The organism is Burkholderia diffusa, assembly GCF_001718315.1.
GTDB classification, from domain to species: Bacteria; Pseudomonadota; Gammaproteobacteria; order Burkholderiales; family Burkholderiaceae; genus Burkholderia; species Burkholderia diffusa_B.
The window spans coordinates 671051-692873 of record NZ_CP013362.1 but is presented as its reverse complement, the minus strand read 5'-3'; the positions used below and the strand labels follow the sequence as shown (position 1 = coordinate 692873).

Annotated in this window: 17 protein-coding genes; 11 read left to right on the top strand and 6 right to left on the bottom strand. The window is 67.5% G+C overall.

From position 1 onward, the window contains the following. The first annotated feature begins 2 nt into the window (after positions 1-2). The 5 genes from WI26_RS03155 to proC all read left to right on the top strand — a co-directional run bounded on the left by WI26_RS03155 (position 3) and on the right by proC (position 5681). Positions 3-1496 carry an FAD-linked oxidase C-terminal domain-containing protein gene (locus WI26_RS03155; RefSeq protein WP_069225155.1) on the top strand — a complete coding sequence of 498 codons (1494 nt, stop codon included), beginning with the start codon at positions 3-5 and terminating at the stop codon, positions 1494-1496. Positions 1497-1674: 178 nt separating this feature from the next. Further along, the gene (gene glcE / locus WI26_RS03150; protein ID WP_059451313.1) at positions 1675-2763 is read left to right on the top strand and encodes a glycolate oxidase subunit GlcE; all 1089 of its coding nucleotides are present in this window, start codon (positions 1675-1677) and stop codon (positions 2761-2763) included. Positions 2764-2770: 7 nt separating this feature from the next. Continuing rightward, the gene (gene glcF / locus WI26_RS03145) at positions 2771-3997 is read left to right on the top strand and encodes a glycolate oxidase subunit GlcF (protein WP_069225154.1); all 1227 of its coding nucleotides are present in this window, start codon (positions 2771-2773) and stop codon (positions 3995-3997) included. Between the two features lie 122 nt (positions 3998-4119). Beyond that, complete coding sequence (locus tag WI26_RS03140; protein WP_059465439.1) at positions 4120-4818, top strand: YggS family pyridoxal phosphate-dependent enzyme; 699 nt, start codon at positions 4120-4122, stop codon at positions 4816-4818. Positions 4819-4868: 50 nt separating this feature from the next. Next, entirely contained in the window at positions 4869-5681 is an 813-nt protein-coding gene (gene proC, locus WI26_RS03135; protein WP_059465438.1) for a pyrroline-5-carboxylate reductase, read from the top strand. Between the two features lie 94 nt (positions 5682-5775). On the opposite strand, the gene ubiA is transcribed toward proC, so the two are convergent. The 6 genes from ubiA to recG all read right to left on the bottom strand — a co-directional run bounded on the left by ubiA (position 5776) and on the right by recG (position 13903). Beyond that, positions 5776-6648 carry a 4-hydroxybenzoate octaprenyltransferase gene (ubiA, locus tag WI26_RS03130; RefSeq protein ID WP_069225153.1) on the bottom strand — a complete coding sequence of 291 codons (873 nt, stop codon included), beginning with the start codon at positions 6646-6648 and terminating at the stop codon, positions 5776-5778. Between the two features lie 245 nt (positions 6649-6893). Further along, positions 6894-7382, bottom strand: a complete 489-nt coding sequence (gene dpsA, locus WI26_RS03125) for a non-specific DNA-binding protein DpsA (RefSeq protein WP_059465436.1) — start codon at positions 7380-7382, stop codon at positions 6894-6896. 117 nt (positions 7383-7499) lie between these two features. Next, positions 7500-7655: a hypothetical protein gene (locus WI26_RS32595; RefSeq protein ID WP_167359228.1), complete on the bottom strand. Its 156-nt coding sequence runs from the start codon at positions 7653-7655 to the stop codon at positions 7500-7502. 99 nt (positions 7656-7754) lie between these two features. Further along, positions 7755-9941: a catalase/peroxidase HPI gene (gene katG, locus WI26_RS03120; protein ID WP_069225152.1), complete on the bottom strand. Its 2187-nt coding sequence runs from the start codon at positions 9939-9941 to the stop codon at positions 7755-7757. Positions 9942-10482: 541 nt separating this feature from the next. Further along, complete coding sequence (locus WI26_RS03115; protein WP_069225151.1) at positions 10483-11442, bottom strand: hydrogen peroxide-inducible genes activator; 960 nt, start codon at positions 11440-11442, stop codon at positions 10483-10485. Positions 11443-11578: 136 nt separating this feature from the next. Beyond that, the gene (gene recG, locus WI26_RS03110; protein WP_069225150.1) at positions 11579-13903 is read right to left on the bottom strand and encodes an ATP-dependent DNA helicase RecG; all 2325 of its coding nucleotides are present in this window, start codon (positions 13901-13903) and stop codon (positions 11579-11581) included. 167 nt (positions 13904-14070) lie between these two features. Between recG and queA the strand changes: the two genes are divergently transcribed. The 6 genes from queA to WI26_RS03080 all read left to right on the top strand — a co-directional run bounded on the left by queA (position 14071) and on the right by WI26_RS03080 (position 21810). Then, positions 14071-15138, top strand: coding sequence for a tRNA preQ1(34) S-adenosylmethionine ribosyltransferase-isomerase QueA (gene queA, locus WI26_RS03105; RefSeq protein WP_069225149.1), 1068 nt, complete (start codon positions 14071-14073; stop codon positions 15136-15138). 134 nt (positions 15139-15272) lie between these two features. Beyond that, complete coding sequence (gene tgt / locus WI26_RS03100) at positions 15273-16460, top strand: tRNA guanosine(34) transglycosylase Tgt (RefSeq protein WP_069225148.1); 1188 nt, start codon at positions 15273-15275, stop codon at positions 16458-16460. Positions 16461-16693: 233 nt separating this feature from the next. Beyond that, entirely contained in the window at positions 16694-17017 is a 324-nt protein-coding gene (gene yajC, locus WI26_RS03095; protein ID WP_006401647.1) for a preprotein translocase subunit YajC, read from the top strand. 106 nt (positions 17018-17123) lie between these two features. Next, positions 17124-19145 carry a protein translocase subunit SecD gene (gene secD, locus WI26_RS03090; RefSeq protein WP_059535377.1) on the top strand — a complete coding sequence of 674 codons (2022 nt, stop codon included), beginning with the start codon at positions 17124-17126 and terminating at the stop codon, positions 19143-19145. A gap of 18 nt (positions 19146-19163) precedes the next feature. Continuing rightward, entirely contained in the window at positions 19164-20114 is a 951-nt protein-coding gene (secF, locus tag WI26_RS03085) for a protein translocase subunit SecF (protein ID WP_059465429.1), read from the top strand. A gap of 157 nt (positions 20115-20271) precedes the next feature. Next, on the top strand, positions 20272-21810 hold the full coding sequence (locus WI26_RS03080) for a S41 family peptidase (RefSeq protein ID WP_081334214.1): 1539 nt from the start codon (positions 20272-20274) through the stop codon (positions 21808-21810). The last annotated feature ends 13 nt before the right edge of the window (positions 21811-21823 follow it).

Below are 21823 nucleotides of genomic sequence, written 5' to 3'. Positions count from 1 at the left end.
CCATGAACGCTTCCGTCGAACTGTCGAGCGCGATGCGCGCCCAGCGCCAGCGCGAAGTCGTGCAGGCGCTGATGGCCGTGCTGCCGACGCATTGCCTGCTGTTCCGCGACGAAGACACCGCCCCGTACGAATGCGACGGCCTGTCCGCGTATCGCCGGCTGCCGCTCGCGGTCGCGCTGCCCGAAACCGAATCGCAGGTGCAGCGGATCGTGCAGATCTGCCGACGCATGGAGGTGCCGATCGTGCCGCGCGGCGCCGGCACGAGCCTGTCCGGCGGCGCGCTGCCGATCGGAAACGGCGTGGTGCTGTCGCTCGCACGCTTCACGCGCATCGTCGAGGTCGATCCGTACGCGCGCACCGCCACCGTGCAGCCCGGCGTGCGCAACCTCGCGATTTCGGAAGCCGCCGCGCCTTACGGGCTCTACTACGCACCCGATCCTTCGTCGCAGATCGCCTGCACGATCGGCGGCAACGTCGCGGAAAATTCCGGTGGTGTCCACTGCCTGAAATACGGGCTGACGGTGCACAACGTGATGCGCGTGCGCGCGGTCACGATCGACGGCGAGATCGTCGAATTCGGCTCGCTCGGCCTCGACACGCCGGGCCTCGACCTGCTCGCGGTGATGATCGGCAGCGAAGGGATGTTCGCGATCGTCACCGAGGTCACGGTGAAGCTGATCCCGAAACCGCAGACCGCGCAGCTCGTGATGGCGAGCTTCGACGATGTCGTGAAGGGCGGCGAGGCGGTCGCCGCGATCATCGCGGCGGGCATCATCCCGGCCGGGCTCGAAATGATGGACAAGCCGGCCACGCAGGCCGTCGAGGCGTTCACGCACGCGGGCTACGACGTCGACGCGAAGGCAATCCTGCTGTGCGAATCGGATGGCACGCCCGAGGAGGTCGCGGAGGAAATCGTCCGCATGACGGCCGTGCTGCGCGAACATGGCGCGACGCGCATCCAGGTGTCGCGCAACGAAAGCGAGCGGCTGCGCTTCTGGTCCGGCCGCAAGAACGCGTTTCCGGCCGCCGGGCGCATTTCCGCCGACTATTACTGCATGGACGGCACCGTGCCGCGCCGCGCGATCGGCCCGCTGCTCGCGCGCATCGAACAACTCGAGACGCGCTACGGGCTGCGCTGCATCAACGTGTTCCATGCCGGCGACGGCAACATGCATCCGCTGATCCTCTACAACGCGAACGATCCGGACGAACTGCACCGCGCCGAACAGTTCGGCGCGGAAATCCTCGAGTGCTGCGTGGAATTCGGCGGCAGCGTGACGGGCGAGCACGGCGTCGGCATCGAAAAGCTCAATTCGATGTGCGTACAGTTCTCGCCGCAGGAGCGCGATGCGTTCTTCGCGGTCAAGCGCGCGTTCGATCCGGCCGGGCTGCTCAATCCCGACAAGGGCATCCCGACCCGCGCGCGTTGCGCGGAGTACGGCCGCCAGCACGTGCGCGGGGGGCTGCTGCCGCACCCCGACCTGCCGCGCTTCTGAGCGCCGCACGGTTGCGCGGCCCGTGTCGACGCGCGGGCCGCGATGTGCCGCCCCGCCCGCGCCGATCGTGCGCGCGGCGGCTGCGTGCCTTCGCCATACCGGGCTTAGGGATAGTCGCGATGTGGATTCGCGCCACCCCGGTACAATCGACCGGACAACAACGAGGCAGCAACAGAACATGGAAGAGGACGACATCGTCGCCGGATGGGCCGAGCGCATCCGTGCCGCCAGTGCCGACGGCCGGCCGCTGCGGATTCGCGGCGGCGGCACCAAGGACTGGTACGGCCAGGCGCTGGACGGCGAAATACTCGACACGCGCGCATTTCAGGGCGTCGTGTCGTACGACCCGGCCGAGCTCGTCGTCACGGTCCGCGCGGGCACGCCGCTCGCGCAGCTTGAAACCGTCCTCGCCGAGCGCGGCCAGATGCTGCCGTTCGAGCCGCCGCATTTTGGCCGCGCGGCCACCGTCGGCGGCTGCATCGCGGCGGGCCTCGCGGGCCCGCGTCGCGCGACCTGCGGCGCGCCACGCGATTTCGTGCTCGGCGTCACGCTGATGAACGGGCGCGGCGAAGTGCTGCGCTTCGGCGGACAGGTCGTGAAGAATGTCGCCGGCTACGACGTGTCGCGGCTGATGGCCGGCTCGCTCGGCACGCTCGGGCTGATGCTCGACCTGTCGATCAAGGTGCTGCCGGTGCCGGTCGCTGAAGTCACGCTGAAGTTCGAGATGACCGCGACGGACGCGGTGCGCAAGCTCAACGAATGGGGCGGCCATCCGCTGCCCGTCAGCGCCAGCGCATGGCGCAACGGCACGCTGGTGCTGCGGCTGTCGGGCGCCGAGGCCGCCGTGAAATCGGCGAAGACGCTGCTCGGCGGCGAAGTCGTCGACGCGGTCGAGGCCGAGCGCTTCTGGGCCGGCCTGCGCGAGCACACGGATCCATTCTTCAATGGCATTCCGCCCGGCTATGCGCTGTGGCGCCTCGCGCTGCCGTCGATCACCGAACCGATGCACCTGCCCGGCACCCAGTTGATGGAATGGGGCGGCGCGCAGCGCTGGTGGATCACCGACGCCGATGCGCAAACGGTGCGCATGAGCGCGAAGCAGGCCGGCGGCCATGCGACGCTGTTCCGCGCCGGCGATTCCTACGACCGCAGCGCGGGCGTGTTCACGCCGCTGCCCGCGCCGCTGATGAAGATTCACCGCGGGCTGAAGACTGCGTTCGATCCCGCGCGCATCTTCAATCGCGGCCGGCTCTATCCTGATCTCTGAGGGCTCGATGCAAACGAACCTCGCCGATTTCATCCGCAACACGCCCGACGGCGACGAGGCCGACGCGATCCTGCGCAAGTGCGTGCATTGCGGCTTCTGCACCGCGACGTGCCCGACCTACCAGTTGCTCGGCGACGAACTCGACGGCCCGCGCGGCCGCATCTACCTGATCAAGCAGATGGTCGAAGGCGCGCCCGTCACGCGCAGCACGCAGCAGCACCTCGACCGCTGCCTCACCTGCCGCAGCTGCGAGACGACCTGCCCGTCGGGTGTCCAGTACGGCCGGCTCGTCGAGATCGGCCGCAAGCACGTCGAAGCGCAAGTGCAGCGCCCCGTGCAGCAACGGCTCGTGCGCCGCGTGCTCGCGAGCCTCGTGCCGAACGCGGCGCTGTTCTCGCCGGTCATGCGGCTCGGCCAGCACGTGCGGCCGCTCTTGCCGAAACGGCTGCGCGACAAGGTGCCGCCGCGCACGCGGCTGCTCGAATGGCCGCAGCGCACGCATCCGCGCAAGATGCTGATGCTCGCCGGCTGCGTGCAGCCGTCGATGCTGCCGAACATCAACATCGCGACCGCGCGCGTGCTCGACGCGCTCGGCATCGAGACGGTCGTCGCGCCCGAAGCGGGCTGCTGCGGCGCGATCCGCCTGCACCTGAACTATCACGATGAAGCGCTCGACGACGCGCGCCGCAACATCGACGCGTGGTGGCCGTACGTCGAGCAAGGCGCCGAGGCGATCGTGATGAATGCATCGGGCTGCGGCGCGACGGTGCTCGAATACGCGCACCTGCTGCGCGACGATCCGGCCTATGCGGAAAAGGCGCAGCGCATCGGCGCGCTGACGCGCGACATCTCCGACGTGCTGCTCGCGTTCGAGACCGAGATCTCGACGCTTGCGCGGCGCCGCGCGATCCATACCGTCGCATATCACCCGCCGTGCACGCTGCAGCACGGCCAGCAGTCGCGCGGCAAGGTCGAGCGCCTGCTCGAGACGCTCGGCATCGACGTGCGGCTGCCGGCCGACAGCCATCTGTGCTGCGGGTCGGCCGGCACCTATTCGCTCACGCAGCCGTCGCTGTCGTACCGGCTGCGCAAGCAGAAGCTGCTAAAGCTGCAGGCGCTCGAGCCGCAGATGATCGTGTCCGGCAACGTCGGCTGCATCGCGCATCTGCAAAGCGGCGCGCAGATACCGGTCACGCACTGGATCCAGCTGGTCGAGCATCTGCTGTACGGGTAGCGCGGCGTCGGCGTCCGCGTCGGCATCCGTATAATGGGCGAATCGAAGCGGCGCGTGCCGTGCCGCATTCGTCACCGTACTCGCCGCCGTACTCGCTTCCCGTGCCTGCTTCCGTGCCCGTCATGTCCGACTTCGCCGCTCGTCTCGACTCCGTTCACCGCCGCATCGCCGACGCCGCCCGCGCCGCCGGCCGCGATCCCGCCGCCGTCTCGCTGCTCGCCGTGTCGAAGACTTTTCCCGCCGACGACGTGCGCGCCGCGCATGCGGCCGGACAACGCGCGTTCGGCGAGAACTACGTGCAGGAATCGATCGACAAGATCGACGCGCTCGCCGATCTTCGCGCGAACCTCGAATGGCATTTCATCGGGCCGCTGCAATCGAACAAGACGCGCCCGGTCGCCGAACGGTTCGACTGGGTCCATTCGATCGACCGGCTGAAGATCGCGCAGCGCCTCGCCGAACAGCGTCCCGCGCACCTGCCGCCGCTCAACGTGTGCGTGCAGGTAAACATCAGCGGCGAGGCGTCGAAGAGCGGCGTCGCGCCGGCCGACGTGGCCGAGTTCGCGCGCGCGGTCGCCGCGCTGCCGGCACTTCGCCTGCGCGGCCTGATGGCGATTCCCGAGCCGGCCGGCGATACCGACGCGCAACGCGTGCCGCATCGCGCGCTGCGCGCGCTGTTCGACGCATTGCGCGCCGAAGGCCTGCCGCTCGACACGTTGTCGATGGGCATGTCCGCCGATCTCGAAGCCGCGGTGCTCGAAGGCGCGACGATCGTGCGCGTCGGCACCGCGATCTTCGGCGCGCGCGACTATTCGCACTGAGCGCTGCCCTTTCCCGCCTTTCCGTTCACTTACCTGCTCAATCGGACATCATGAAAATCGCATTCATCGGCGGCGGCAACATGGCCGCGGCCCTCATCGGCGGCCTGATCAAGCGCGGCGTCGGCGCTGACGGCCTGTATGCCATCGACGTCAACGAGGACGTCCGCGCGCGCGCGGCGCAGCAGTTCGGCATCGGCACCGGTGCCGCCATCGACGCGACGCTCGCCGACTACGACGCGATCGTGCTCGCGGTGAAACCGCAGGTGCTGAAGGACGTCGCGCAGGCGCTCGCGCCGCATTTGAAATCGCAGCTCGTGATCAGCATCGCGGCGGGCATCCGCGGCGCCGACCTCGCCCGCTGGCTCGGCGACTACGCGCGCGTCGTGCGCACGATGCCGAACACGCCCGCACTGGTCGGCATGGGCGTGACGGGTCTCGCCGCGCTGCCGGGCGTCGACGCGGCCGGTCGCGAGCTCGCGTCGAACGTGCTCGGCGCGGTCGGCGAAATCGTGTGGTTCGACGACGAAGCGCAGCTCGACGCGGTCACGGCAATCTCGGGCAGCGGCCCGGCCTACGTGTTCTATTTCATCGAAGCGCTGCAGGAAGCCGCGCGCCGCCTCGGCATGAACGACGAACAGGGCCGCGCGCTCGCGGTCGCCACGTTCGCGGGCGCCGCGCAACTGGCCGCGCAATCGGGCGAGCCGGCGAGCGTGCTGCGCGAGCGCGTGACGTCGAAGGGCGGCACGACGGCCGCCGCGCTCGCGTCGTTCGATGCGCAGGGCGTGAAGGAAGCGATCGTGCGCGGCGCGCTTGCCGCCGAGGCACGCGCCAGGGAAATGGGCGACGAGCTCGGCCGCGCGTAAGCGCAACGACCAACGCGGTGCATTCCCGGCACCGCCAACAAAAAAGCGGCCGAGGCCGCTTTTTTGTTGGCATCGCGCCAGCGCGCGCACCGCTTCAGTTGCCGGTCGCACCCGCCAGCAGGTAATGCGCGGCGATTCCCGCGAACAGCACGCCACCCAGCCAGTTGTTGTGCCGGAACGCCGCGAAGCACGGCATCCGCTCGCGCCCCTTGATCAGCGTGTAGTGATACAGCGCACAGCCGACCGCCGCCGCCCAGCCGGCCCAATATGCGAGACCGAATCCGAGCGTCATGCCGATCCATACGTAGATACCGAGCGTCATCGCATAGCATGCCATCACGGCCGCGACGTCGAAGCGGCCGAACGTCAGCGCGGACGTGCGAATGCCGATCTTGATGTCGTCGTCGCGATCGACCATCGCGTATTCGGTGTCGTACGCGACCGACCAGAAAATATTTGCAATCAGCATCACCCACGCGAGCATCGGCACCGTGTCCTGCACGGCCGCGAACGCCATCGGGATGCCGAAGCCGAACGCGATGCCGAGATACGCCTGTGGAATCGCGAAGAACCGTTTCATGAACGGATACGAACCGGCGACGAACAACGCGACGACCGACAGCTCCTTCGTCAGCGTGTTAAGCGGCAGGATCAGCAAAAACGCGATGAACGACAGCACCACCGCGATCGCGACGGCTTCCCATGCGCGGATCTTGCCGGACGTCAGCGGCCGATCGGCCGTGCGCTTCACGTGGCGATCGAAATCGCGGTCGGCATAGTCGTTCATCGCGCAGCCGGCCGAGCGCATCAGCAGCGTGCCGAGCGCGAAGATCACGATCAGCGGCCAGCGCGGACGGCCGTCCGACGCGATCCACAGTGCGTTGAGCGTCGGCCAGAGCAGCAGCAGGCTGCCGATCGGCTTGTCCATCCGGACGAGCCGCAGATACAGGGGAAAGCGGGCGAGCATGGCGAAGCACCGGGAAGATAATCCCGGCATTTTAGAGCCGAGCCGCGGTTCGCGTCATGTCGGGATGGCCCGCGACCGCGCGCCGCGACATGCGCGTGGGCCGTTCCGGCCCGCGGCAAGCGGCCGGGGGCGGTCGCACGCGCCAATCAAGGGACGGATGTGCGGCAGGCAGGCGACCCGGCCCCGATTCGCGATCGTACTGTCCGCCGATGCCGGCCGCACGCGGGCGACCGGCCGCATCGAACTTACGCGAGCAGCGACCGCAGCATCCACGCGGTCTTTTCGTGCGTCTGCAGGCGCTGCGTCAGCAGGTCGGCGGTCGGCTCGTCGCTTGCCGCATCGGCGATCGGGAAGATTTCGCGCGCGGTGCGCACGACCGTCTCGTGCCCTTCGACGAGTTGACGAATCATCTCTTCGGCCGCCGGCACACCGTTCGCTTCCGGCACCGACGACAGCTTCGCGAAATCCGCGAACGTGCCCGGCGCGACGACGCCGAGCGTGCGAATACGCTCGGCGACGGAGTCGACCGCAAGCCATAGTTCGTTGTACTGCTCTTCGAACATCAGGTGCAGCGTGTTGAACATCGGACCCGTGACGTTCCAGTGGAAGTTGTGGGTTTTCAGGTACAGCGAGAACGTATCGGCAAGCAGACGCGACAGGCCGTCCGCGATCTTCCTGCGGTCCTTGTCGCTGATGCCGATGTTGATCTGCGTGGCATTGCCTTTCCTGGCCATCTTCTGGACTCCTCATTCGAAATGTTGAACCGGAGAAAATGCGTCGAGCAATCCGCATGCCGCGTCGCACGGCATCCGTTCGCGACTTGCCGGCGGCGCGGCCGGCGACTCGCGCGCTCAGCCGCCAGCGCTCGACACGAGCGGCGCGAGCGCGTGCAGCGCCTGCGAGCCCAGCTCGGCCGCACCGCCGACGACGATCGCGACACCGACGATGCGCCGCGCCCACTCGGCCGGCGTGAACGCGGTGCGCATGTTCAGCATCATTTGCGTCATGGTCGTCTCTCCTTCGACACGATATTGGAAGAAGAAGCGGCCGGTCGTGCGACCGGCCGTTTCACGTTACAGCGTGACTGCGTTACCGCATCGCGACATTCATGCGAGGTCGAAGCGATCGAGGTTCATCACCTTGTTCCAGGCCGCGACGAAATCGCGCACGAACTTCTCGTTCGCGTCCGCGCTGCCGTACACCTCGGCAAGCGCGCGCAACTGCGAGTGCGAACCGAAGATCAGGTCGACGCGCGTACCGGTCCACTTGACCTGGCCCGACGCTCGATCGCGCCCTTCGAACACGTCGTTTGCGGCCGACACCGGCTTCCACTCCGTGCCCATGTCGAGCAGGTTCACGAAGAAGTCGTTGGTCAGCGAGCCCGGACGGTCGGTGAACACGCCGTGCCTTGCGTCACCGACGTTCGCGCCGAGCACACGCAGGCCGCCGACGAGCACCGTCATCTCCGGCGCGCTCAGCGTCAACAGCTGCGCCTTGTCGACCAGCAGCGCCTCGGCCGGGGTCTTGTACGCGCGCTTCAGGTAGTTGCGGAAGCCGTCCGCGACCGGCTCGAGCACGGCCATCGCGTCGATATCGGTCTGCTCCTGCGACGCGTCCATCCGGCCCGGTGCGAACGGCACCGTCACCGCGACACCCGCGTTCCTGGCGGCCTGTTCGACGCCGGCTGCACCGGCCAGCACGATCAGGTCGGCGAGCGACACCTTCTTGCCGCCCGTCTGCGCATCGTTGAATGCCTTGCGCACGCCTTCCAGCGTCTCGAGCACCGTCGCAAGCGCGGCCGGCTGGTTCACTTCCCAGTCCTTCTGCGGCGCCAGGCGGATGCGCGCACCGTTCGCGCCGCCGCGCTTGTCCGAACCGCGGAACGTCGAGGCCGACGCCCATGCGGTCGACACGAGCTGTGCGACCGACAGGCCCGATGCAAGCACCTTCGCCTTCAGCGCCGCGACGTCGGCGTCGTCGATCAGCGCGTGATCGACGGCCGGAATCGGGTCCTGCCACAGCAGTTCCTCGGCCGGCACTTCAGGGCCGAGATAGCGGGCGCGCGGGCCCATGTCGCGGTGCGTGAGCTTGAACCAGGCGCGCGCGAACGCGTCGGCGAATTCGGCCGGATTCTCGTGGAAACGGCGCGAGATCTTCTCGTAGGCCGGGTCGAAACGCAGCGACAGGTCGGTCGTCAGCATCGTCGGGCGATGCTTCTTCGCCGGATCGAACGCATCCGGAATCACTTCGTCGGCGCCCTTCGCGACCCACTGGTGCGCGCCGGCCGGGCTCTTCGTCAGTTCCCATTCGTAGCTGAACAGGTGCTTGAAGAAATCGTTGCTCCACTTCGTCGGCGTCGACGTCCACGTGACTTCGAGGCCGCTCGTGATCGCGTCGCGGCCCTTGCCCGATGCGTACGTGCTCTTCCAGCCGAGACCCTGCTGCTCGATGCCGGCCGCTTCCGGTTCCGGGCCGACGTTCGATGCGGGACCCGCACCGTGCGTCTTGCCGAACGTGTGGCCACCGGCGATCAGCGCAACCGTCTCCTCGTCATTCATCGCCATCCGCGCGAACGTTTCGCGAATGTCGCGCGCCGCCGCGACCGGGTCGGGGTTGCCGTCCGGACCTTCCGGGTTCACATAGATGAGGCCCATCTGCACGGCCGCAAGCGGATTCTCGAGGTCGCGGTCGCCCGAGTAACGGCTGTTCGGGCCGCCGCTCAGTTCCAGCCAGATCTTTTCCGAACCCCAGTAGACGTCGTCCGGTTCCCACGTGTCGACGCGGCCGCCGGCGAAGCCGAAGGTCTTGAAGCCCATCGATTCGAGCGCGACGTTGCCGGTCAGGATCAACAAGTCGGCCCACGAGATGTTGCGGCCGTACTTCTGCTTGATCGGCCACAGCAGCCGGCGCGCCTTGTCGAGGTTGCCGTTGTCCGGCCAGCTGTTCAGCGGGGCGAAGCGCTGTTGCCCGCCGCCCGCGCCGCCACGGCCGTCGGCGGTCCGGTATGTGCCGGCGCTATGCCACGCCATCCGGATGAACAGGCCGCCATAGTGGCCGAAGTCGGCCGGCCACCAGTCCTGCGACATTGTCATCAGCGCCTGCAGGTCGCGCTTCACCGCTGCGAGGTCGAGCTTCTTGAACGCTTGCGCGTAGTCGAAATCCTTGTCCATCGGATCGGACAGCGCCGAGTGCCGATGCAGGATGTCGAGATTGAGCTGGTTCGGCCACCAGTCCTTGTTCGACGTGCCGCCGGCCGCCGTATGGTTGAACGGACATTTCGATTCGGTCGACATGCTTTTTCTCCTTTACTTTCTCGTAAGCCCCCACTTGCCGGGCGCGGTTCGTGGAGCATCGCGGGGGGATGAAACGGAACAGGGTGGTCCCGTCGTGCTACGGGGTGTCAGGCGGTGTGGCCTTCGATGCGGGCTGCGGGACGTCGGACATGCAATGCTCCCTCATGGCTGAATGGCGGTGAGTCGGGGAACACGGAACCCGCATGCAGCGGCACTCATCCGCCATACACACGGTCCGCCAGATACGCGAACGCAATCGGGCGGAGGCTGCGGGCCGCGGCCCTCGCGCGATTTACGACCCCGTCGCGCGACGGGATGTTCCGCTGCGCGTGCTGCAATATCGACCGCATCATGACATCCTCCTTTGACACCTGCATTCAGCGTGCAAATCGGACCACCGGTCCAACGCCATCCATGAAAGTAATTCTATTTACATCTATCGACAATTTGAATTTGATAAATTTCATCTATGCGATAGGCAAAAATAAACGGGGTCGATTGACCCCGTTCATTGGCCTGCGTTGGATGCACCACACTTTGCTCAATTCATCGTGGCCGGCATGTCGAGCTTCGCGACGCCCGGCAGTTCGCACGCGGCGATCGCCTCGCTGATCGCGTCGATCGCCTGCATCCGCGTGAAGCTCTTGCGCCACACCAGCACGACGCGACGATCCGGCACCGGTTCGTTGAACGGCACGTACGACAGCAATTCGGCGTCGGGACCGTTCGCACGCGGGCCGATTTCGGCGACCGACATCCGCGGCAGCACCGTGATGCCGACGCCGCTCGCGACCATATGGCGAATCGTTTCGAGCGACGAGCCTTCGAAGGTCTTCTGGATACCGTCGGCCGTCTGCGAAAAGCGCATCAGCTCCGGGCACACGCCGAGCACGTGATCGCGGAAGCAATGACCGTTACCGAGCAGCAGCATGGTTTCCTGCTTCAGGTCCTCGGCATCGATCTCGTCGCGCTTCTCCCACGGATGGCCGGCCGGCAGCGCGACGACGAACGGCTCGTCGTACAGCGGCCGCACCATCAGACCGGTTTCGGGGAAGGGCAGCGCCATGATCGCGGCGTCGATCTCGCCCTGCTTCAGCAGTTCGAGCAGCTTCAGCGTGTAGTTCTCCTGCAGCATCAGCGGCATCTGCGGCACGCGCTGGATCATCTGCTTGACGAGCGTCGGCAGCAGGTACGGCCCGATCGTATAGATCACGCCGAGACGGAACGGGCCGACGAGCGGATCCTTGCCCTGCTTCGCGATCTCCTTGATGGCGAACGTCTGCTCGAGCACGCGCTGCGCCTGCGTGACGATCTGGTCGCCGATCGGAGTCACGCTCACTTCGCTCGCGCCGCGCTCGAAAATCTGCACGTTGAGCTCGTCTTCAAGCTTCTTGATCGCCACCGATAGCGTCGGCTGGCTCACGAAGCATGCTTCGGCCGCGCGACCGAAATGCCGCTCGCGCGCGACCGCGACGATATATTTCAATTCAGTCAGGGTCATTGTGGGTCAATCAGAGATATACAGGCGATAGGTTTAATTTATACACCCGTTGGCACCGGTTCGCCAAGTTTCTCTGCATCGCGATGCGCCCGATCGCTGCTCAATGGCGGTTTAAATCCGTCCCTGAATACGCGCATCAGGCCTTCAGATACTGCTCCCGCGCGCCGAGCCAGCGTGCGAGATGCTGCGTGACCACGTCGGGATACGCGGCGATCAGCCGCGCTGCCGCATCGCGTGCCGGGTCGATCAACCAGCCGTCGGTCTCGAGGTTCGCGAAGCGCAGCATCGCCGCGCCGGACTGGCGTGCGCCGAGAAATTCGCCGGGACCGCGAATTTCGAGGTCGCGCCGCGCGATTTCGAAGCCGTCGGTGGTCTCGCGCATCGTCTTCAGCCGCTCGCGGCCGGTCAGCGAAAGCGGGCCCGTGTACAGCAGCACGCAGACCGACGCCGCGGTGCCGCGCCCGACGCGGCCGCGCAACTGATGCAGCTGTGCGAGGCCGAAGCGCTCCGCGTGCTCGATCACCATCAGCGACGCATTCGGTACGTCGACGCCGACCTCGATCACGGTCGTCGCGACGAGCAACTGCACCTCGTTGCGCGTGAAGGCTTCCATGACGGCCGCCTTGTCGGCCGGCGACAGCCGCCCGTGCACGAGCCCGACCTTCAGCTCGGGCAACGCGGCGGCGAGCGTCTCGTAGGTTTCGACGGCCGTCTGCAGCTGCAGCGTCTCGCTCTCCTCAATCAGCGGACACACCCAATACACCTGTCGCCCCGTCAGGGCGGCCTCGCGCACGCGGGCGATCACCTCTTCGCGCCGCGCATCGCCGACGAGGCGCGTCAGCACCGGCGTGCGGCCCGGCGGCAACTCGTCGATCGTCGACACCTCGAGATCCGCGTAATACGTCATCGCGAGCGTGCGCGGAATCGGCGTGGCCGACATCATCAGCTGGTGCGGCTGGAAATCGCGCGCGCCGTTGGCCGCATTCGCGGCCTTCGCGCGCAACGCGAGACGCTGCTCGACGCCGAAGCGGTGCTGCTCGTCGACGATCACGAGGCCGAGCCGAGCGAATTCGACCGTGTCCTGGATGATCGCGTGCGTGCCGATCACGAGCTGCGCGGTGCCAAGCGCCGCGGCCTCGATCGCCGCGCGCTTCTCCTTCGCCTTCAGGCTGCCCGCGAGCCATGCGACCGATACGCCGAGCGGTTCGAGCCACGCGCGCAGCTTGCGCGCGTGCTGCTCCGCGAGGATTTCGGTCGGCGCCATCAGCGCGGCCTGGTAGCCGGCGTCGATCGCCTGCGCGGCCGCCAGCGCCGCGACGACCGTCTTGCCGCTGCCGACGTCGCCTTGCAGCAGCCGCTGCATCGGATGCGCGAGCGTGAGGTCGTGCGCGATCTCGTCGACGACGCGCGACTGCGCGCCCGTCAGCGTGAACGGCAGCGCCGCGTAGAGACGCGTCGTCAGCGCGCCGGCATCGGCCGCGGTACGGCGCGGCATCGCAGGCGCCGCGCGCGTGCGGCGCTCCTCGTGCGCACGCTTGAGCGACAGCTGCTGCGCGAGCAGCTCCTCGAACTTGATGCGTGTCCACGCCGGATGCGAGCCGTCCATCAACGCAGCTTCATCGGAATCGACACCGGGGTGGTGCAGGATCCGCACGGCCTGCGCGAGCGTCGGCACGCCAAGCGGCTTCAGGTAGTCGCGTTCGATCTCGGGTGGCAGCAGCTCGGGCAGCGGCGTGCGCTCGACCGCGTTCTCGATCGCCTTGCGCAGATACGCCTGCGACACGCCGGCCGTGCTCGGATAGACGGGCGTGAGCACCTGCGGCAGCGGCGCGTCGGCTTCGACGACGCGCACGGCCGGATGCACCATCTCCATCCCGAAGAAGCCGCCGCGCACGTCCCCGCGCACGCGCAGCCGCTGGCCGACGGCCATCTGCTTGACCTGCGAGCCGTAGAAATTGAGAAAACGCAGCACGAGCTGCTCGCCGTCGTCGTCCCGGATCTTCACGACGAGCTGGCGCCGCGGCCGGTAGGCGACTTCGTTGTCGAACACCACGCCCTCGGTCTGCGCGATGCCGCCCGGCAGCAGTTCGCCGATCGGCGTGAGCGTCGTTTCGTCCTCGTAGCGCATCGGCAAATGCAACACGAGATCGATCGAGCGCGTGAGGCCGAGTTTCGCGAGCTTGTCGGCGGTCTTCACCGGTTTGTCGACGGCCGGCTTCTTCTTGCGCTTCGCGCCGGACGCGCCGGCAGCCTCGGCGTCGCCGCCCGGGCCCGGCTCGACGTCGGGCGCGGCGGCGGCCGGCTGCGCGAGCCGCCCGGCGGCGCCGCGCTTCGGACCCGCGCGGCGCGGCGCGGCGGCGCGCGGCTCCGCACTTTGCGCGGGTAACGCTGCATCGTCCGCGTCGAACGGATCGGCGGAAGCGGCAACGGCGGCGGAGGAACGGCGTGGTGACACAGGCATCGGATCGTCTGGGTGCTTCGCAAGGCAAGTACAATAGCGGCTTTCACGTCGTCCGAACGAACGACGCCGGCCAGGCCGCGCATCCCGCCATCATAGCGGCTCGCGCGCCCCATTCATGCGTTTCCGCCCTGTCGGCGGCGCCCGCCGGCCGTTTCGAACCAGCCCGCATGTTCACGCTTTCCGATTTCGATTTCAATCTGCCCCCCGAGCTGATTGCGCAAACCGCACTGCCCGACCGCACCGCGAGCCGCCTGCTCGAGGTCGACGGCGCCGTCGAGCCCGCGCGCCTCGTCGACCGCCGCTTCGCCGAGCTGCCGTCGTGCATCGCGCCCGGCGACCTGCTCGTGTTCAACGATACCAAGGTGCTGAAGGCGCGTTTCTTCGGCCAGAAGGCCAGCGGTGGCAAGATCGAGGTGCTGATCGAGCGCGTGACCGGCACGCACACCGCGCTCGCGCAGATCCGCGCGAGCAAGTCGCCGGGCGCCGGCACGACGCTGCGCCTGGCCGACGCGTTCGACGTGACGGTCGGCGAGCGCGTCGAGCCGTTCTTCACGCTGCACTTCCCGCAGCCGTGCCTCACGCTGATCGAGCAGCACGGCCGCCTGCCGCTGCCGCCGTACATCGAGCACGACGCCGACGCGAACGACGAGACGCGCTACCAGACGGTCTACGCTGCCAACCCGGGCGCGGTCGCGGCTCCCACGGCCGGGCTTCATTTCGACCAGCCGCTGCTCGAGAAGCTCGACGCGATGGGCGTCGAGCGCGCGACGCTGACGCTGCACGTGGGCGCCGGGACGTTCCAGCCGGTGCGCGTCGAGAACATCGCCGAGCACCGGATGCACAGCGAGTGGTACGACCTGCCGCAGTCGCTCGTCGACAAGATCGCCGCGACCCGCGCGCGCGGCGGCAACGTGATCGCGGTCGGCACGACGTCGATGCGTGCGCTCGAAGCCGCGGCGCGCAGCGCCGACGAAGCGGGCCGTTCGCTCGCGGCGATGCAGGCCGAGACCGACATCTTCATCACGCCGGGCTACCGTTTTCGCGTCGTCGACCGGCTCGTCACGAACTTCCACCTGCCGAAGTCGACCCTGCTGATGCTGGTGTCCGCATTCGCGGGCGTCGAGACGATCCGCGCCGCGTACCGGCACGCGATCGACGAACGCTACCGCTTCTTCAGCTACGGCGATGCGATGCTGCTCACACGGCGCGACACGCCGGAGGCGCCGCGCAGGTAAGCGCGGCCGCCGCCGCACCCGTTTTCCTGCTGCGCGCGCCTCGATGGCGCGTGCCTGCTTTTCCGACCGCCGGCTTGCCGGCGGCGTTTCCAACATGCGCCGGACTGTTTTCCGGTGGCAAGGAGAATGACGCGATGACCGAAGGTTCATCCCACGATACGCACGCTCCCGTGCAGGAGCGCCCCGCCAACGGGCTCGAATTCGAACTGCTGACGACCGACGGCCATGCGCGCCGCGGCCGCGTGAAGCTCAACCACGGCATGGTCGAGACGCCGATCTTCATGCCGGTCGGCACGTACGGCACCGTGAAGGCGATCCAGCCGCGCGAGCTGCACGAGATCAACGCGCAGATCATCCTCGGCAACACGTTCCACCTGTGGCTGCGCCCCGGCCTCGACACGATCGATGCGCACGGCGGCCTGCACGGCTTCATGGGCTGGAACAAGCCGATCCTGACCGACTCGGGCGGCTTCCAGGTGTTCTCGCTCGGCGACCTGCGCAAGATCACCGAGGACGGCGTGACGTTCGCATCGCCGATCAACGGCGACAAGCTGTTCCTGTCGCCGGAAGTGTCGATGCAGATCCAGAAGGTGCTGAACTCGGACATCGTGATGCAGTTCGACGAATGCACGCCGTACGCGACCAACGGCGTGCCGACCACGCACAAGGAAGCGGCCGACTCGATGCGCATGTCGCTGCGCTGGGCGAAGCGCTCGCTGGACGAATTCGACCGGCTCGGCAACCCGAACGCGCTGTTCGGGATCGTCCAGGGCGGGATGTTCGAGGACCTGCGCGACGAGTCGCTCGCGGGCCTGTCGGAGCTCGGTTTCCACGGCCTCGCGATCGGCGGGCTGTCGGTCGGCGAGCCGAAGGAAGACATGATGCGCGTGCTGCGGCACGTCGGCCCGAAGCTGCCGGCCGACAAGCCGCACTACCTGATGGGCGTCGGCACGCCGGAGGATCTGGTCGAGGGCGTCGCGAACGGCGTCGACATGTTCGACTGCGTGATGCCGACCCGCAACGCGCGCAACGGCTGGCTCTTCACGCGCTTCGGCGACGTGAAGATCCGCAACGCGACGCACAAGAATTCGCTGAAGCCGCTCGACGCGAGCTGCACGTGCTACACGTGCCGGAACTTCTCGCGCGGCTACTTGCACCACCTGCACCGCGTAGGCGAAATCCTCGGCGCTCAGCTCAACACGATCCACAACCTGCACTACTACCTGCAGCTGATGAGCGAGATCCGCGACGCGATCGAGACCCATACGTTCGACGCGTTCCGCCAGCGCTTCGCGGAGGATCGCGCGAGAGGGGTCGACTGACGGACCGGCCGCCCGCGCCGCCAACCGTCACATGCAACGTGTATCAAGTTTGGCGGTCTCGACACCGGTCGCGACCGCCAAACATTACAATTACCTTTCCAGACGCGCGGCCACGCTGCCGGTTCGTGCTTTAACAGCTTGATCCGAAAGCGCATTTGCCGTGCCGTTTGCAGATGGGGCCGGTGGTAGAATAACCGGCTTATTTTTCGATCTTCCCCTACGGAGAGACCAACGTGCCGTTCATTTCCAATGCCTTCGCGCAAGGTGCCGGTGGCGCCGAATCGAGCCTGATGAGCTTCCTGCCGCTCATCCTGATGTTCGCGGTGCTGTACTTCATCATGATCCGTCCGCAGATGAAGCGCCAGAAGGAACACCGCAACATGCTCGCGGCCATGGCGAAGGGCGACGAAGTCGTCACGAGCGGCGGCCTCGTCGGCAAGGTGACGAAGGTCTCCGAAGGCTACATCGGCGTCGAAATCGCCGAAGGCACAGAAATCACCGTGCAGAAGGCTGCCGTCACGACCATTCTGCCGAAGGGCACGATCAAGTCGCTGTAAGGCCTTCACCGAGCGTCCGGCTCCCCGCGTCGTGCCCGCCTGAGAGAGCGGGCCGCCGCGGCGCCGGACGCGACGCTTTCACGCCAACCACCCGTTCGGCCCCCTCATGAATCGTTATCCACTCTGGAAATATGTCGTGATGGTCGTGGCGCTCGCCATCGGCCTTCTGTACACATTGCCCAACTTCTTCGGCGAAGCGCCGGCGGTGCAGGTGTCGAGCGGCAAGGCCACGGTCAAGCTCGACTCGACCACCCTGACCCAGGTCGAATCCGCGCTCGCCTCCGCGCAGATCACGCCGGACGACGTCACCTTCGAGAACACGGCGTCCAACGCGAACATCCGCGTGCGCCTGAAGGACACCGATACGCAGCTGCGCGTCAAGGACCTGCTGCAGAAGTCGCTGAACGCCGATCCGAACGATCCGCAATACGTCGTCGCACTGAACCTGCAAAGCGCGTCGCCGCGCTGGCTGACCGCGCTGCACGCACTGCCGATGTATCTCGGCCTCGACCTGCGCGGCGGTGTCCACTTCCTGCTCCAGGTCGACATGACGGGCGCGCTCACGAAGAAGCTCGACTCCGACGCGTCCGACGCGCGCACGCTGCTGCGCGACAAGAACATCCGCGACGGCGGCGTGAGCCGCGTCGACCAGTCCGTCGTCGTCAACTTCAGCGATGCGCAGACGGCGGAAGACGCCCGCAAGGTGCTCGCCGCGTCGGTCACCGAACTGCAATGGGCGACCCAGCCCGGCGGCGGCGGCACGCAAGTCGTCGGCACGTTCACGCCGGCCGTGCAGAAGGCCGTCGAGGATGCCGCGCTCAAGCAGAACCTGACGACGCTGCACAACCGCGTGAACGAACTCGGCGTGTCCGAGCCGATCCTGCAACAGCAAGGCAGCGACCGCATCGTCGTCGAACTGCCGGGCGTGCAGGACACCGCGAAGGCGAAGGACATCATCGGCCGCACCGCGACGCTCGAGGCGCGCCTCGCCGATCCGATCAACACGCACCCGAACCCGAACGACCCGGTGCCGCCGGGCGAGGAGCTGTTCACGCAGGGCAACCAGGCGCCCGTGCTGCTGAAGAAGGACGTGATCTTCACCGGCGACCGCATCATCGATGCATCGGCCGGCTTCGACGAACACCAGCGTCCGTCGGTCAACATCCGCCTCGACTCGGCGGGCGGCCGCTCGGTGCGCGCGGTGTCGCGCGAGAACATCGGCAAGCCGATGGCGATGGTGCTGTTCGAGAAGGGCAAGGGCGAGGTGCTGACGGTCGCGACGATCCAGTCCGAACTCGGCGACCGCTTCCAGATCACGGGCCAGCCGACGCCGCAGGCCGCGGCCGACCTCGCGCTGCTGCTGCGCGCCGGTTCGCTCGCCGCACCGATGGACATCATCGAGGAACGCACGATCGGCCCGAGCCTTGGCGCCGACAACATCAAGATGGGCGTCCACTCGGTGATCTGGGGCTTCTGCGCGATCGCCGTGTTCATGATCGCGTACTACATGCTGTTCGGCGTGATCTCGGTGATCGGCCTGTCGGTGAACCTGCTGCTGCTCGTCGCGGTACTGTCGCTGATGCAGGCCACGCTGACGCTGCCGGGTATCGCGGCAATCGCGCTCGCGCTCGGGATGGCGATCGACTCGAACGTGCTGATCAACGAGCGCGTGCGTGAGGAACTGCGCGCCGGCCAGCCGCCGCAGACCGCGATCCAGGCCGGCTACGCACACGCGTGGGCGACGATTCTCGACTCGAACGTCACGACGCTGATCGCCGGCCTCGCGCTGCTCGCATTCGGCTCGGGCCCCGTTCGCGCGTTCGCGATCGTGCACTGCCTCGGCATCCTGACGTCGATGTTCTCCGCGGTGTTCTTCTCGCGCGGGATCGTCAACCTCTGGTACGGCGGCCGCAAGAAGCTGAAGTCGCTCGCGATCGGCCAGGTGTGGAAGCCGGAAGGCGCCACGGCCGGCGCGTCGTTCGCCGCGGCCGACGAATCGACCGACACCGCGCGCGCCGCGAAGCTCGCCGCGCCTGCGAAGGGCAACGCGCCGCGCGCCGGCAAGCCGCAACTGCGCAACCGCGCGCAGCAAGGCGTGTCGCCGAAGAAACCGGGCTCGACCCAATAAGGCCCCGGAGACGAAGCCATGGAATTTTTCCGCATCCGTAAAGACATTCCGTTCATGCGGCACGCGCTGGTGTTCAACGTGATCTCGCTGGTCACGTTCCTCGCCGCCGTGTTCTTCCTGTTCCACCGCGGGCTGCACCTGTCCGTCGAATTCACCGGCGGCACGGTGATCGAGGTGCAGTACCAGCAGGCCGCGCAGCTCGAACCCGTGCGCGACACGCTCGGCAAGCTCGGCTACGCCGACGCGCAGGTGCAGAACTTCGGCACGTCGCGCAACGTGCTGATCCGCCTGCAGCTGAAGGAAGGCCTCACGTCCGCGCAGCAGAGCGACCAGGTGATGACCGCGCTGAAGGCGCAGAGCCCCGACGTCACGCTGCAGCGCGTCGAGTTCGTCGGCCCGCAGGTCGGCCGCGAGCTGGCGACCGATGGTCTCCTCGCGCTCGCGTGCGTCGTGATCGGCATCGTGATCTACCTGTCGATCCGCTTCGAATGGAAGTACGCGGTCGCCGGCATCATCGCGAACCTGCACGACGTCGTGATCATTCTCGGCTTCTTCGCGTTCTTCCAGTGGGAGTTCTCGCTGGCGGTGCTCGCGGCGATCCTCGCGGTGCTCGGCTACTCGGTCAACGAGTCGGTCGTCATCTTCGACCGGATCCGCGAAACGTTCCGCCGCGAACGCAAGATGAGCGTGTCGGAGGTGATCAACCACGCGATCACGACCACGATGTCGCGGACGATCATCACGCACACGTCGACGGAAATGATGGTGCTGTCGATGTTCTTCTTCGGCGGCCCGACGCTGCACTACTTCGCGCTCGCGCTGACGGTCGGCATCATGTTCGGCATCTACTCGTCGGTGTTTGTCGCGGGCTCGCTCGCGATGTGGCTCGGCATCAAGCGCGAAGACCTGATCAAGGAAAAGAAGACCGCGCACGATCCGGACGATCCGAACGCGGGCGCGCAGGTTTAAGCATCGCGCCGCTTCGGCGGATACCAGAAGGCCGGTCCTGTTGGACCGGCCTTTTTTCATGCGCGCCGTGTGCGCGCTTCCTCCGGTGCGGCGCACGGACCGTCGGCTACAATCGCTTCACCACCCCGCCCCGCCACACGTCGAAGCCGCGGTCCTCATGATGCCTGCCACGCGTGTCGTTCATCGCATCGTCGCCTGGAGCACCGGTGCCGCCGCCGCGGCTGCGTTCGTTGCATGCGCATCGGCCGCCCGTGCGCAATCCGCGTCCGCGCCGGCCGTCGCTGCCGCTACCGCGACGTCACAACCTTCACCCTGCCCGCCCGACTGGGAACCCCAGCTCTGCGAACTGAAGGCCGCGGTCGAAGTGCTGAAGAAGCAGCACCTGACCGACGTCGACATCGGTGCGTTGCTCGACGCCACCGTGCACGACGGGATCAAGACGCTGCCGTACGCGCGCTTCTTCAACGCGAGGGAGGAACAGGAACGGCTCGACGACGAGCGCCGCGCACGCGACGGCACGCCGGGCATCGGCATCGTGTTCGAGACGCGGCCCGACGGGCTCCACATCATCGACGTGATCCCGGACGCGCCCGCCGAACAGGCCGGCGTGCGGCCCGACGATCTCGTCGTCGCGATGAACGACCGGAGCGTGGTCGGCATCGACAGCAGCGAGGTCGTGAAATTCGCGAAGGGCGACGCGGGCATGCCGCTGAAGCTCACAATCCGGCGTGGCGCGAACCATGCGACGCTGACCTTCGCGCCCGTCCGCGCGATCGTCCGCCCACACCCGGCGAGCGCAAGGCGGTTCGCCGGCGACATCCTGTACACGCGGTTGTCGAGCTTCCCGGAGCCCGCGGTCGGCAACTATATCGACGCCGTGCAGGCCGCACGCCGCGCGGGGCCGACGGTGAAAGGCGTGATCCTCGACCTGCGCATCAACGGCGGCGGCGCACTGAATGCGGCGATCGGCATCACCGCACTGTTCGCCGGGCGCGACCGCACCGTGATGGTGACGCTCGAGCGCGACGGCACGAAGCGCCGCCGCTTCACGACCAACTGGCCCGACTACGAACTGCCGGCCATGCACGGCCAGGATCCGCTCGCGCCGCTGCAGGCCGACGACTGGTGGCGCACCGTGCCGCTCGTCGTGCTCGTCGACGGACAAAGCGCGTCGGCCGCCGAAGCGACCGCGGCCGCACTGAAGGATCTGGGCCGCGCGCGACTCGTCGGGATGCCGACCTACGGAAAGGGACTCGCGCAGACCGGCGTCGACCTGATCGACGGCACGCGCGTCAATTTCACGTTCGCGCGCAATCTGCGGCCGAACGGCTGCCCGATGGACGGCTACGGCGTCGTGCCGGACTGGCTCGTGCCGCCGCGCCGCGACTCGGACGTCGACGGCGTGCTGCTGTGGTACCGCGAAGTCGATCTCGCCCGCGCGCCGTATGCGGACCGGCTGGCGCCCGATCCGTTCGCACAGGTGCGCAAGGCACGGCAAAAACTGCGCGACGCGCGCGTGCGCGAGAAAATCGATACGTCGAAGAGCGCGGCGCTGCCGCAGCGGGAATTCGGCACGGCCGCCGACTGGCAGCTCCGGCAGGCGCTCGACGCGCTCGCCGGTCGGCCGGTGCAGACCATCACCGCGCCGGCGCAGCTGATGCCGGCGCAACCGGTATGCGAGCGCGTCAGCAACTGACGCGCCGCCGCAC